This window comes from Aeromonas popoffii (assembly GCF_037818705.1).
GTDB lineage: Bacteria > Pseudomonadota > Gammaproteobacteria > Enterobacterales > Aeromonadaceae > Aeromonas > Aeromonas popoffii.
Genome location: NZ_CP149129.1, coordinates 3105160 through 3118427, shown reverse-complemented (window position 1 = coordinate 3118427; position 13268 = coordinate 3105160). Strand labels below are relative to the sequence as shown.

Below are 13268 nucleotides of genomic sequence, written 5' to 3'. Positions count from 1 at the left end.
AGGGGGGAGGGCCGGTTTCAGCTATCAGGTCAACTTTCCCCGCCTAGAACGGGTGTTCAGCGGCGAATACCTCAACCAGATTTGGGACAAGGGGCCGGGCTGCAAGGAGATAAGCGTGCTGACCGAAGATCCCGGCCGCTCCCCCACCGATGATTACCTGTTTCACGGCATCTGCCTCTATATCCGGGAAAATTTTCACCGCCCCAGCCCCCACCGCTTTAACGTCTTGGCCAGCCATCTCTCCCATCTGTTTCGCGGGCAGTGTCCTATGCGATTGGCGGACTACCTCAGCCGGATCCGGATCTAACGGGCCACATTCATGCTGAAACAGTACCGCTTCCGCCTCGCAGAGGTGGCGAACCGTGGCGGTTATGGCGATGTGAACTGCTTTTGCCGGGCGTGCAAGGGAAAGGCCTGAACGAGCCCATCAGGTGCCACTCCCTGCGCCAGCCGCAGGGGCAGGGGGATAGCCTGGTGGTATGAGTCATACCGCAGTCTGGGCCCGAGTACAGCAGGGGGGAATGGCGCCGAACGTTGGCAGGGGCGAGCTGGCTGGGCGCATTGTGATCCAGTGCGCGACTATGGTCTGACATACGTACTCGCCATTTTATTATGAAAATGAATGGGCTAAGATGGCCGCGCGCAACAAACAAGTTGATAACAAACGGAAGTTAGGAGATGCCGATGGAAAGCAAAGTAGTAATCCCGACCCAGGGTCAGAAAATCACAGTCGATGCCAACGGCAAGCTGCAGGTTCCCAACCATCCGATCATTCCGTTTATCGAAGGGGATGGCATCGGTGTGGACGTCACCCCGGCCATGTTGAATGTGGTCAATGCCGCGGTCGAGAAAGCCTACAAGGGCGAGCGCAAGATCGCCTGGATGGAGATCTATACCGGCGAAAAATCGACTCATATCTATGGCGAAGGTGCCTGGCTGCCGGCCGAAACCCTCGATTTCATTCGTGAATACTGCGTGGCCATCAAGGGCCCGCTGACCACCCCGGTCGGCGGCGGTATTCGCTCCCTCAACGTGGCCCTGCGTCAGGAGCTGGATCTCTACATCTGCCTGCGCCCGGTTCGTTACTACGAAGGGACCCCGAGCCCGGTCAAGCGCCCTGACTTAACCGACATGGTGATCTTCCGCGAGAACGCCGAAGACATCTACGCCGGTATCGAGTGGAAGGCGGATAGCGATGAAGCCAAGAAGGTGATCGCTTTCCTGCAAAACGAGATGGGCGTGAAGAAGATTCGCTTCCCCGAGTCTTGCGGCATTGGCATCAAGCCCATGTCCAAGGCCGGTACCGAGCGTCTGGTGCGTGCCGCCATCGAGTATGCCATCGACAATGATCGCGACTCCGTGACCCTGGTGCACAAGGGCAACATCATGAAGTTCACCGAAGGTGCCTTCAAGGATTGGGGCTATGCCCTGGCCCAGAAAGAGTACGATGCCCAGCTCATCGACGGCGGCCCCTGGTGCTCCTTCAAGAACCCGAAAACCGGCAAGACTATCGTGGTCAAGGACGTCATCGCCGACGCCTTCCTGCAACAGATACTGCTGCGTCCGGCCGAGTACGACGTCATCGCCTGTATGAACCTCAACGGTGACTATATCTCCGACGCCCTGGCTGCCCAGGTTGGCGGTATCGGCATCGCGCCGGGTGCCAACATCGGTGACGGCGTGGCCCTGTTCGAGGCAACCCACGGCACTGCACCGAAATACGCCGGTCAGGACAAGGTCAACCCGGGTTCGCTGATCCTCTCTGCCGAGATGATGCTGCGCCACATGGGCTGGGTCGAAGCGGCCGATCTCATCATCAAGGGAATGGAAGCCGCCATCGCCAACAAGACGGTCACCTATGACTTCGAGCGTCTGATGGAAGGTGCCACCCTGCGCTCCTGCTCCCAGTTTGCCCAGGACATGGTCGATCAGATGTAAGCGGTAAGACTGAAATGCAAAACCGGCGCCATGAGCGCCGGTTTTTTATGGGTGAAGAGCCAAGGGATTCATTGCGCCTGCTCTACGTGTTGCTGATAGCGCTGCTGCCATTTGCTGCTTTCGGCTTCGTCACCCTGGGTCTGCCAGAACTTGCAGATGGAGTTGGCGAGCTCGGATGCCATGGCGTGATCTCCATCGCGGCGACTCATCAGATATTGTCCCAGCCAGCTTTGATATTGTTTCATTGCCCGATCTCCTTATCTAAGGTGCCCTTGGGTGTTGCTCGTCTGGCAAAACAGCTTCTCGACCGCTGCCAGACCTGACTCAACCAGGTCACGGTTTGTCTGCGCACCTCTGTTCGTTGTTATCACCGGATTGGGTAGCGATCTCGCCGGATAACGGTGCGAACGGGTCGCAGATGTCAAAAAACGGACCCTATCCTATCACAAAATAACCAACTTGGGGGGATTGGCAGCTGACGGCGGAGGCCTGGCGCGCTCATGTGCAAGGCACAGTGGGGGCCATCTTGCTGATCCATGAAGAGAAAAACCCGCCAGAGTGGCGGGTCTATCGGGTGAAAAAAGATCAAATTGGGGCGCTAGCCAGGTATGTTGCCATCTCTTCGGCGGGATCATCGCCGCCGGTGGCCCATACCGGATGGGTGGCGCTGACCAACCAGCCCTTGAGAAGCGGTTTGAGTTGCATGGCGTGTGCGCACCTGCTGAAAACAAACGGCTATTACACACGCTTGCGGGGGGTTACCCTGCCCTTGCTGCCACAGTCATCACGGGTTGAGCTCCCACGCTGTCTGGCTTGGATTCGGCACTTTGTTTAGCCGACAGCCTCAACCAAACCGGTAGGAGCCCATGTAGAGGCTGCCGCCATCCCAGCTGTCGTGCAGCTTGAGGGGCTTGTCCTGGCCGGCGGCGCCGAGCGCCACAAACAGCGGGCGCAGGTGATCGTCGTGAGGATGGGATTCCACCGCCCCCGGCGCGCGGGCTCTGTACTCTTCCAACGCAGCTCTGTCACCCTCGCTCATGGTCTGCTCCAGCCAGTTGACGAAGGCGCTTGCCCAGCCGGGTACGGGCGAGTTGTCCGGCCCGAGTGCCCGCAGGTTGTGGGTGATGGCGCCGGAGGCCAGTATGCCTATCCCCTGCTCGCGCAGGCTATGCAGTGCCTCACCCAGTTGCCACAGCTGGCTCGGGCTGAAACTGGCCGGGATGGCGATCTGCACCAGGGGGACGCGGCTGGCCGGATCCATCAGGGAGAGCGGCGACCAGACGCCGTGATCCAGCTCACGCCGTACCGGCGTTGCCGGCAAGCCCGCCAGCATCAGCTGATCGCTCACTGCCTCCTGCAGCCACTGAGGGCTCTGCGCTGGCCAGCGGATCTGGTAGAGCGGCTCCGGAAACCCGTAGAAGTCATACATGAGCGCCGGGCTGGGCTCGGCGTTGATCTGTAGTTCGGCGCGGCTGAACCAGTGGGCCGAGATCACCACCAGCCCCTTGATGTCGCCAAGAGAGAGATTTTTCAGGAAGCGGGTTGCCGGCTGGTCGCGCAGAACCAGATCCGGGGCACCGTGAGAGATAAACCATACAGGGGCGATAGACATGACAAGACTCCATATACGCTGTGTCGGTACGCGCGGCGCACCAAAACCCGGGTCAGGGCAGCGCCACTGACGATGGACTCATTATCTGCCCCGGATTGGCGGTTAACAATCCAGTGTCATGTATAAGCACTGTTCACTATGGGTTGATAGTTATGGCGAAAACCGGGGGATGGATTCCATAAATGACAAGGCCAGCGCATGGCGCTGGCCTTGTCTGATTATTTCATCATCAGGCTTGCTGAATACCCGGCCGCGCCACGTCGAAATCCGCGCGGGTACTTATGGGGGGGCGGCAATAGGCCTGCTTATTGAATGCCCAGCAGCTCAACGTCGAAGATGAGGACTGATCCCGGCGGTATCTTGCCGGCGGCCCGATCGCCATAGGCCAGATTGGCGGGGATGTAGAAGCGGGTCTTCTCCCCTTCCACCATCAACTGCACCCCTTCTGTCCAGCCCTTTATCACCTGATTGAGGCCAAACTCGATGGGCTCGCCACGGGCGACCGAGCTGTCGAAGACAGTGCCGTCCAGCAGCTTGCCCTCGTAGTGCACCTTCACCTTGCTGGTGGCGGTGGGGTGAACCGTGCCAGTGCCCGGGGTCAGCACCTCGTACTGCAGGCCGGAGGCCGTGGTGGTCACCAGGGGTTTGTCTTTGTTGCTGACGAGGAACTCGGCGCCCTTGCGCACATTTTCCACGGCTTGTTTTTTGCTATTGCTGCTCGAGTAGAAGTAGTAGACGACACCGGCAACCAGCAGCGCGATCAGAATGAATTTCATCAGGTTTTCCTTAAATGCAATGAAGGTGGCATCTTATCCCAGTCGGGGAGGGAGGGCGAGTCGGGACATAAGGAGGATGTGACGGGGCAGACAGACGACGAGGGGACCAGGATCTGGCCCCCTCGTCTCATGAGGGTGGATTACTTCACCGCCACCATCATCAGGGCGGGCAGGGCGAAGAAAAGGCCTGCCACATAACCCAGCGCCAGCAGCTTGTTCTCGCTGCCCACTCGGGCCAGCCCCTCGGCGGCCCGGATGGGCAACTCCCGCAGGAAGGGCACGCCATAGATGAGCACCACGGCTAACAGGTTGAACAGCACGTGCACCAGGGCGATGGTCAGCGCCAGCTTGGCGCCGGCGCCGCTGATGGCGGTGGCCGCCAGCAGTGCCGTGATGGTGGTGCCTATGTTGGCGCCCAGGGTGAAGGGGTAGAGCTGGCGGATGCTGAACATGCCGCTCCCCACCAGCGGTATGATCAGGCTGGTGGTGGTGGAGGAGGACTGCACCATGACGGTGACCAGGGTGCCGGAGGCGATGCCGGTCAGCGGGCCACGGCCCAGCGCTTTGTGCAGCAGATCCTTGGCACGCCCCACCAGCACTCGTTGCAGTACCTTACCGAGGTAGGTGACGCAGCCGAGGATCAGCAGTATGCCGATGATGATGGTGGCGATGGCGGCGCCCTTGCCCGGCAGGAAGGCGACCAGGCCGTCGATGAAGGTGAGGGCGGGGGAGATGAGGGGCTTCATGAAATCCATCCCTTTCATCGACATGTCGGCGGAGCCCACCAGCAGGGTGGCCAGGGCTTCGGCACTTTGTTGCAGCAGGCCGAACATCAGCTCCAGTGGCAAGAAGATGAACACCGCCAGCAGGTTGAAGAAGTCGTGGACGGTGGCGGCGGCGAAGGCGCGGCGAAACTCGGCCTTATCCCGGATATGGCCGATGGAAACGATGGTGTTGGTGATGGTGGTGCCAAGGTTGGCCCCCATCACCATGGGGATGGCCATGCTGATAGGCAGGCCACCCGCCACCAGACCGACGATCACCGAGGTGACAGTGCTGGAGGATTGCACCAGCGCCGTAGCCAGTATGCCAAGCAGCAGGGCAACGAAGGGGTTGCTGGCGAAGGCGAAGATCTGGGCCGCGCCCTCGGCGCCGCCGGAGAAGCTCTTGAAGCCGTGGGATACGGCGCCAACGGCAACCAGAATGAGGTAGATCAGCGTGATCACAGCGAGCCAGTTGAACAGTGGGCCAGTACGACGGGTCTGCTGTTGTGCTAAAGATGGTGTGCTGTGCATGAAGCCTCTTGGGACAGTCTGCGTGAAATGGACGGGCGCATTACACCAAGCCTCCATGACAGAAATATGACAAAGTGACACTTTTGTGATGGTTTGATGATGTGGCGGCAGGGAGCCGTTCGCGGGGGAAGAGGGGCGCAGCTATGCCCATGATGGACGACCGGTGTCGGAGTCGGGGCCAAGTTTGGCCGGTTTGGCGGTCCATGGGATCAGGGTCTTGCGCCTGTCCGCCCGCTGCGGGCATGGCAGGCCAGCGCTGGCTGGGTGCAAAACAAGAAGGGGAGCCATGGCTCCCCTTCTTATTTTTTTGCTGTGTGGCGCGGCCCCTTATTGGGAGTCGGCGGTCTCTTCGTACTGACGGAAGGGAATGCGGAACACGGCGAGGCGCAGGAACAGGTAGGTGGCACCCAGACCGGCCCAGATCAGGCCCAACTCAAGGGAACTCTGCTCCAGGTTGATCCAGAGCGCACCGATAGTGGCGGCGCCGAGCAGCGGCAGCAACAGGTAGACCAGGTGATCCTTGATGCACTTGTTGCGCTTCTCGCGTACCCAGAACTGGCCTATGACCGACAGGTTGACGAAGGTGAAGGCCACCAGGGCACCGAAGTTCACCAGCGCCAGGGCGGTATCCAGATCGAATGACACGGCGGAGAGAGCAAGGCAACCCACCAGCAAGACGTTGATGGCCGGAGTGCGGTATTTCTGGTGTATGTAGCCAAATACCCGCTCCGGGATCATGCGATCACGCCCCATCACGTAGAGGATGCGGGAGACACCGGCGTGCGCCGCCATGCCGGAGGCCAGCACCGCAACCGTGGTGCACACCAGCACCACGCTCTGGAAGAAGGCGCCGCCGACGTAGAGGGCGATCTCGGGCAGCACGGCATCGGGATCCTTGAATCGGGTCAGATCCGGGAAGTAGAGCTGCAGGCAGTAGGAGACCACCACGAAGATAACGCCGCCGATGAGGGCGGTCAGCACGATGGCGCGCGGGATCACCTTGCCGGCGTTCGGGGTCTCTTCACTGAGTGAGCTCAGACCGTCAAAGCCGAGGAAGGAGAAGCAGAGGATGGTGGCGCCGGTAAACAGCGGCACCATGCTGGCGGATTCGAAGTGGAACGGCCGGCTGCTCATCAGGGTTGCCGCGCCTTCGCCGTGATAGATGCCCCAGCCCATCAGACCGATGAAGAGGATGATGATGGCCAGCTGGATCACCACGATCAAGCCATTGAAGTTGGCCACCAGGTTGATGCCACGCAGGTTGAGGAAGGTCATCACAGTCACCAGACCGAAGATGAAGATCCAGGGATCAACCCCCGGGAACATGGCTGTGAGGTAAATCTTGGCCAAGAGGATGTTGATCATCGGCATGAACATGTAGTCGAGCAGGGAAGACCAGCCCACCATGAAACCGACGTAGGGGTTGAACACCTTCTGGGCATAGGTATAGGCAGAGCCCGCAGAGGGGAACTTGCGCACCAGATGGCCGTAGCTGAACGCGGTCAGCAGGATGCCGCCCAGTGCCAGCAGATAGGCGGTGGCGACCCGGCCATCGGTGATGTCACCGACGATGGCGAAGGTGTCGAACACGGCCATGGGGGTCAGATAGGCCAGGCCCATCACCACCACCTGCCACATGCTGAGGGTTTTCTTCAGACGAACGGGTTGCTGCTGGCTCATTCAGGCTTCCTCCTTGCACGGGTGGCAGGAAGTGGAATGGCGTGAGGCCATGGGACCGGGTTCTCGCGTACTCACAACATCGGTATGCAAACCACAGACGTTGGTCGCGCGGCGACCAAAGCAGGTTCCGGTGGCGACCGGAGACAAAGCAAACAAGAGCCCCATGTTTTTTCCTCATTGCGGCATTAGGTTCATCTGAACCTTGATATCATTTCCGGAATGGTTCCGGCCTCGAGTGGTATTGATTTTTTTTCAAAATGAAAATAACCGATGTGGGATCACATCGGTTATGAAAGCGGCGGGATTTTGCCCCAGATGAGGGGGGAAGACAAGCCACTAAGGCCATTCCAGGCAAGAGAATTATCAATGACCTGGTTTATATCAATAAATGACGCCCAGTCCGGTGTGGGGAAGATGGACGCCAGCCCAGCCGTGGCAAGGTGTGCAGCTCAATAGGTCGGCAAGGATACGCGCCAGAAGGTGGTGCGCAAAAACAGATAAATTCCCCCTATGGCAGCCCAGATAAGGCCGAGGATAAGGGAGGTTTGTTCCAGATTGAACCAGAGAACCGCGACAGTCCCTGCCCCGCACAGGGGCAGCACCAGATATTGCAGGTGATCCTTAAGGGTTTTGTTGCGCCCCTGACGCACGTAATAGCAGGCGATCACCGACAGATTGACCACGGTAAAGGCCACCAGGGCGCCGAAGTTGATCAGGGCCAGGGCGATTTCCAGATCAAAGCTGATGGCCGACAGTGCCAGTATGCCCACCAGCAATATGTTGAACACCGGGGTCTGCCACTTGGGGTGGATGTAGCCGAAAGTGCGTTGGGGCAGCACCTTGTCCCGCCCCATCACGTAGAGGATGCGGGATACCCCGGCGTGGGAAGAGAGCCCCGACGCCAGCACGGCCACGCAGGCGCACACCAGCACCACGCTCTGGAACAGCTTGCCGCCCACATAGAGGGCGAGCTCTGGCAGCACGGCATCCGGCTCCTTGAAGCGGGAAGCATCCGGGAAGTAGAGCTGCAGGGCATAGGCCACTACCACGAAGATGAGGCCCCCCAGCAGCGCGGTCAGGAAGATGGCCTTGGGGATCACCTTGCCCGCCTCCGGCGTCTCTTCGCACAGGGCGCTCAGACTGTCAAAACCCAGGAAGGAGAAACAGAGGATGGTGGCGCCGGTCAGCAGCGGCAGCACCTCGGCGTTGGCGCTGTAGATGGGTTGCAGGCTGACGGCACCGACCCCTTCGCCCTGGGCTATGCCGTAGCCAATCAGGGTCAGGAACACCACTATGATGGCGATCTGGATCAGGATGATGATGCCATTGAGGTTGGCCACCAGATCGATGCCGCGCAGATTGATGAGGGTCATCAGGGCCGTCATGGCGCAGATGAAGATCCAGGGCTCGACGCCGGGAAACAGCGCGCTCAGGTAGATCTTGGCCAGCAGCATGTTGATCATCGGCAGGAAGACATAGTCCAGCAGGGACGACCAGCCCACCATGAAGCCCACCACGGGGGAGAACTCCTTCTGGGCATAGGTGTAGGCCGAGCCCGCCGAGGGGTAGTGGCGCACCATCTGGCTGTAGCTGGTGGCGGTAAAGAGCACGCCGACCAGGGCCAGCAGGTAGGCGGTGGTGACATGACCGTGGGTGATGTCGGTGACGATACCGAAGGTATCGAACACCACCATGGGGGTCATGTAGGCCAATCCCATGACCACCACTTGCCACAGGGTGAGGGTTTGCTTCAATCGAGCCGGGCGTGGAGCCATTGGCCTATCTCCTTGAATTCGGTGCAGGTTTCCCGCGCAGCGGGCAGGCGCAGGATCCGTGACAGGGGGGCCTCGGCCTTGGAGGGAGCCAAGCGCTCCTGTCATCATTTTTGGGGCGGCGATGATACCGTATGAGCAGGCCGTCCGCGATGGGCGACCTGCGGTTATCTGACGTTATTTTTCGCACCGTTTGGCAAAACGGTGCCGATCTAGCCTTGGCTGGCGGCGGTGAGAGCCTGTTCCAGCAGGCTCAGCCCTTCCTCGATCAAGGCCGAAGACGCGGTGAGGGGCGCCAGGAAGCGGATGACGTTGGCCCGTACGCCGCAGGAGAGCAGTACCAGCCCCCGTTTGCCCGCCTCGGCCACCAGCCGTTTGGTGAGATCCGGGTCGGGCTGGCTGGCATTTCGTCCCTTGACCAGCTCCATGGCGACCATGGCACCGGGGCCGCGGATGTCACCGATGCAGTCGAAGCGTTCCGCCAGCTGGTGCAGGCGGGCCTTGATCTGCTCACCCTGGGTCAGGGCTTGCTGGTTGAGTTGCTCCTCGTCGATCACCTCCAGCACCGCCAGGGCGGCGGCACAGGCAATGGGCGAACCCGCATAGGTGCCCCCCAGCCCCCCCGGCTTGGCGGCATTCATGATAGCCGCCTTGCCCACCACGGCCGAGAGCGGGAAGCCGCCGGCCAGGCTCTTGGCGAGCGTCATGATGTCCGGTTCTATGCCGCTGTATTCGGTGGCAAAGGTCTTGCCGGTGCGGCAGAAGCCACTCTGGATCTCGTCGCAGATCAGCACTATGCCGTGCTGATCGCACAGCGTGCGCAGGCTTTGCATGAAGCTTGGGGAGGCGGCATAGAAGCCCCCCTCACCCTGCACGGGTTCGAGAATGATGGCCGCGACCCGGGCCGGCTCTATATCCGAGCTGAAGCAGAGATCCAGCGCGGCCAGGGCATCGGCCTCGCTCACCCTCAGGTAGTCGCTCGGGAAGGGCAGGTGATAGACCTCCCCCGGGAAGGGGCCGAAGCCGGTCTTGTAGGGCACCACCTTGCCGGTGAGTGCCATGCCCATCATGGTACGACCGTGAAAGCCCCCCTTGAAGGCGATGGTGCCGCTGCGACCCGTGTGGGCGCGGGCTATCTTGATGGCGTTTTCCACCGCCTCGGCGCCGGTAGAGAGAAACAGGGTGCGTTTGGGGGTCGGCCCGGGCACCAGGGCGTTGAGCTTCTCGGCAAGCTCGATATAGCCGGGGTAGGGGGTGACCTGGAAGCAGGTGTGGCTGAATTTTTCGAGCTGTTCACGCACCGCCGCCACCACTTTCGGATGGTTGTGGCCGGTGTTGAGCACGGCGATGCCGGAGGCAAAGTCGATGTAGCGGTTGCCCTCCACATCCCACAGCTCGGCATTTTTCGCCCGGTCGATAAACACCGGTAGCAGGGTGCCGACGCCGTTGACCACGGCCGCTTCGCGGCGCGCTTGCCACGCCTTGTTTGATTCTGACTGACTCATCTTTCCTCCCTGAGTGGCCGCAGCCCCCGATATTCCCTGACTGAATGTGTGGCGGGCGACTTGGCGCCCATCGCCGCCGACTGGCCCATTGGCCCATTGGCCCAGATCGGCGGCGTGTGGTTTGCTCTGCAGCAGCCCTCTTGCGGGGCACAGTGGGCCACATTTAGCCCCTTGCCGCCTCGGGCGAACTCCTGCATCTATCTATCAAAACGATGGATTTTGCGGCCAAGGCATCGGTGAATGGGATGCTTTGGCCCTCTGCTGCCTTAGCGAATGCCGCCAAAGCAGAGGTATTTGGTTTCGAGGTACTCTTCCAGCCCCTCGGCCGCCCCTTCGCGGCCAAGACCGGACTCCTTGATGCCGCCAAAGGGGGCCAGCTCGGTGGAGATGATCCCCTCGTTGATGCCCACCATGCCGTATTCCAGCTGCTCGGCCACGCGCCATACCCGGGCGATGTCGCGGCCATAGAAGTAGGCGGCCAACCCGTAGGGGGTATCGTTGGCGATGGCGATGGCCTCAGCTTCTGTTTCAAAACGCACCAGCGGGGCGACCGGGCCGAAGATCTCCTCCTGCAAAATGGGGTTGCTCTTGTCGACCTTGCCCAAAATGGTGGGCTGGTAGAAGAGCGGTCCGGCGGAATGGGCTTCCCCCCCCACCAGTACCTCGGCCCCGGCGGCGGTGGCTTGCTTGACCAGCTCGGCCACCTTGCTGGCGGCGGCGGCGTTGATCAGCGGGCCAATCTGGGTGCCCTCGCTCATGCCATCCCCCACCTTGAAGGCGTGCACGGCGGCGGTGAGCTTCTCGGCGAAGGCCTCGTAGACACCGGCTTGCACCAGGATGCGGTTGGCGCAGACGCAAGTCTGGCCCGCGTTGCGGTATTTGGAGGCCAGCGCCCCGGCGATGGCGGCGTCGAGATCCGCATCATCAAATACGATGAAGGGGGCGTTGCCACCCAGCTCCAGCGACAGTTTCTTCATGGTGTCGGCGCACTGGCGCATCAACAGCTTGCCGATGCGGGTGGAGCCGGTGAAGGAGAGTTTGCGCACCCGCTTGTTGTTGCACAGCTCGTTGCCCACGGCGGCCGCCTGATGGGAGGTGACGATGTTGATGACCCCGGCTGGTATGCCCGCTTGCTCCGCCAGTACCGCCAGTGCCAGTGCACACAGCGGTGTCTCGGCGGCAGGCTTGATGACGATGGTGCAACCGGCGGCCAGTGCCGGGCCCGCCTTGCGGGTGATCATGGCGATGGGGAAGTTCCAGGGGGTGATGGCGGCGACCACGCCCACCGGCTGTTTGATGGTGGCCAGACGCCTGTCGTTGGAAAAACCCGGAATGGTGCGGCCGTAGGCGCGCTTGCCCTCTTCCGCAAACCACTGGATAAAGCTGGCGCCATAGGCCACTTCCCCCTTGGCCTCGGCCAGCGGCTTGCCCTGCTCGCAGGTCATTATGCGGGCCAGCTCATCCTGGTTGGCCATGATGAGATCGAACCAGGCATGGAGCCGGTTGCTGCGCTCCTTGGCGGTGAGCGCCGCCCAGGCCGGCTGGGCTGTGTGGGCGGCCTCGATGGCGCGGCGGGTGTCCGTCTCGTCCATGTCGGGCACCTGGGTGATGACCTGGCCGGTGGCCGGGTTGTACACCTCGAAGCTGTGCCTGCCATGGGCCTCGCACCAGCGGCCATCTATATAGGCAAGGGATTTGATCAAGGAGAGAGCAGGTTGTGATGCTGACATGAGAGGCCTCGAGTGTGGGTCAGGGTGGTCACGTCATCCCGTGTTGCCACCGTATAGAATAATAAGCACGTAATGACCATAAATTGAGCTGAAGTGTTTTTCAAGTGTTAAATATATTTGAGTAAATGGGGCTGCACATGCTAAAAATGGAGCCGTCAGGGCGATTTTACCGGTTTTTGTGGTGTCGGGTGTGCAAAATAATGAACGGTTCGTGCTGTGCAGGATAACGAACAGATCAGACCGATTGACCCGTTATTTTAACCGGATGCGCCATCAAACAGATCGGCCGCCATATATGTTCGCAGGCACACAAGGAGGTGGGCAATGCAGCAACCACTAAGGAGAGGCAAGGTGGCAGACCATGAGGGATAACCCGCTGATGGGCAAGAGTATGGGGGAGCGCCTCGCCGCCACCCGCCGTCATCTCGGGCTCTCCCAACGGCGCGTCGCCGAGTTGAGCGGGCTGACTCATGGCGCCATCTGCATGATAGAGCAAGACAAGGTGAGCCCGTCGGTGGCCTCGCTTCAAAAGCTGCTTAACGTCTATGAGCTGCCGCTGTCACGCTTCTTCGCCGAGGAGGAGGGACGCACGCCGAGCGTGGTGATCAAGGCCGAGCAGCTGATCGAGCTGGGCAGTCAGGGGGTGTCCATGAAGCTGGTGCACAACGGTAACAACCGTCGCCAGCTCGGCTTTATGCTGGAGACCTATGCCCCCGGCACCGATACCGGTGGTCAGGTCAAGCATCTGGGGGAGGAGGTCGGAACCGTGCTGGAAGGCGCTGTGACCCTGACGGTGGCAGGCCTGGCCTATCAGCTCAGTGCCGGGGATAGCTACGTGATCGACACGGGCGAGCCCCACAGTTTCAGCAATCCGTCGGGGCAGGTCTGCCGCATCGTCAGCGCCCATACCCCGGCCAACTTTTAGCGTTGAGACTATGTCTCGTTTGGGAAAAGAACCGG

10 protein-coding genes and 1 pseudogene are annotated in these 13268 nt (G+C 60.8%); 3 read left to right on the top strand and 8 right to left on the bottom strand.

Annotated features, from left to right (window positions below):
• Positions 1–13 precede the first annotated feature (13 nt).
• Both WJM78_RS14170 and icd read left to right on the top strand, forming a co-directional pair.
• Positions 14–483: pseudogene (locus WJM78_RS14170) on the top strand (AraC family transcriptional regulator); the annotation flags it as partial.
• A gap of 201 nt (positions 484–684) precedes the next feature.
• Positions 685–1938 carry an NADP-dependent isocitrate dehydrogenase gene (gene icd / locus WJM78_RS14165; RefSeq protein WP_005312750.1) on the top strand — a complete coding sequence of 418 codons (1254 nt, stop codon included), beginning with the start codon at positions 685–687 and terminating at the stop codon, positions 1936–1938.
• Between the two features lie 68 nt (positions 1939–2006).
• On the opposite strand, the gene WJM78_RS14160 is transcribed toward icd, so the two are convergent.
• The 8 genes from WJM78_RS14160 to WJM78_RS14125 form a co-directional block, all read right to left on the bottom strand.
• Positions 2007–2183 carry a hypothetical protein gene (locus tag WJM78_RS14160; protein WP_108537100.1) on the bottom strand — a complete coding sequence of 59 codons (177 nt, stop codon included), beginning with the start codon at positions 2181–2183 and terminating at the stop codon, positions 2007–2009.
• Positions 2184–2782: 599 nt separating this feature from the next.
• Positions 2783–3550: a class III extradiol ring-cleavage dioxygenase gene (locus WJM78_RS14155; protein WP_339009995.1), complete on the bottom strand. Its 768-nt coding sequence runs from the start codon at positions 3548–3550 to the stop codon at positions 2783–2785.
• A gap of 305 nt (positions 3551–3855) precedes the next feature.
• Positions 3856–4326 (bottom strand): FKBP-type peptidyl-prolyl cis-trans isomerase, encoded by a 471-nt coding sequence (locus WJM78_RS14150; protein ID WP_108537667.1) that lies wholly within the window; start codon positions 4324–4326, stop codon positions 3856–3858.
• Positions 4327–4466: 140 nt separating this feature from the next.
• Positions 4467–5621, bottom strand: a complete 1155-nt coding sequence (locus tag WJM78_RS14145; RefSeq protein ID WP_212514330.1) for a Na/Pi symporter — start codon at positions 5619–5621, stop codon at positions 4467–4469.
• Positions 5622–5948: 327 nt separating this feature from the next.
• Positions 5949–7301 (bottom strand): APC family permease, encoded by a 1353-nt coding sequence (locus WJM78_RS14140; RefSeq protein ID WP_042034027.1) that lies wholly within the window; start codon positions 7299–7301, stop codon positions 5949–5951.
• A gap of 449 nt (positions 7302–7750) precedes the next feature.
• Complete coding sequence (locus WJM78_RS14135) at positions 7751–9076, bottom strand: APC family permease (protein ID WP_212514329.1); 1326 nt, start codon at positions 9074–9076, stop codon at positions 7751–7753.
• Between the two features lie 209 nt (positions 9077–9285).
• Positions 9286–10578 (bottom strand): 4-aminobutyrate--2-oxoglutarate transaminase, encoded by a 1293-nt coding sequence (gabT, locus tag WJM78_RS14130; RefSeq protein WP_339009994.1) that lies wholly within the window; start codon positions 10576–10578, stop codon positions 9286–9288.
• A gap of 266 nt (positions 10579–10844) precedes the next feature.
• Entirely contained in the window at positions 10845–12308 is a 1464-nt protein-coding gene (locus WJM78_RS14125; RefSeq protein WP_339009993.1) for an NAD-dependent succinate-semialdehyde dehydrogenase, read from the bottom strand.
• A 361-nt stretch (positions 12309–12669) separates the two neighbouring features.
• Between WJM78_RS14125 and puuR the strand changes: the two genes are divergently transcribed.
• Positions 12670–13233 carry an HTH-type transcriptional regulator PuuR gene (puuR, locus tag WJM78_RS14120; protein ID WP_339009991.1) on the top strand — a complete coding sequence of 188 codons (564 nt, stop codon included), beginning with the start codon at positions 12670–12672 and terminating at the stop codon, positions 13231–13233.
• Positions 13234–13268: the final 35 nt, after the last annotated feature.

Coding starts and splice junctions, on each gene's coding strand:
- WJM78_RS14160 (WP_108537100.1), bottom strand. CDS start 2,183: ATGAAACAATATCAAAGCTGGCTGGGACAATATCTGATGAGTCGCCGC.
- puuR (WP_339009991.1), top strand. CDS start 12,670: ATGAGGGATAACCCGCTGATGGGCAAGAGTATGGGGGAGCGCCTCGCC.
- WJM78_RS14140 (WP_042034027.1), bottom strand. CDS start 7,301: ATGAGCCAGCAGCAACCCGTTCGTCTGAAGAAAACCCTCAGCATGTGG.
- WJM78_RS14135 (WP_212514329.1), bottom strand. CDS start 9,076: ATGGCTCCACGCCCGGCTCGATTGAAGCAAACCCTCACCCTGTGGCAA.
- WJM78_RS14125 (WP_339009993.1), bottom strand. CDS start 12,308: ATGTCAGCATCACAACCTGCTCTCTCCTTGATCAAATCCCTTGCCTAT.
- icd (WP_005312750.1), top strand. CDS start 685: ATGGAAAGCAAAGTAGTAATCCCGACCCAGGGTCAGAAAATCACAGTC.
- WJM78_RS14145 (WP_212514330.1), bottom strand. CDS start 5,621: ATGCACAGCACACCATCTTTAGCACAACAGCAGACCCGTCGTACTGGC.
- WJM78_RS14155 (WP_339009995.1), bottom strand. CDS start 3,550: ATGTCTATCGCCCCTGTATGGTTTATCTCTCACGGTGCCCCGGATCTG.
- gabT (WP_339009994.1), bottom strand. CDS start 10,578: ATGAGTCAGTCAGAATCAAACAAGGCGTGGCAAGCGCGCCGCGAAGCG.
- WJM78_RS14150 (WP_108537667.1), bottom strand. CDS start 4,326: ATGAAATTCATTCTGATCGCGCTGCTGGTTGCCGGTGTCGTCTACTAC.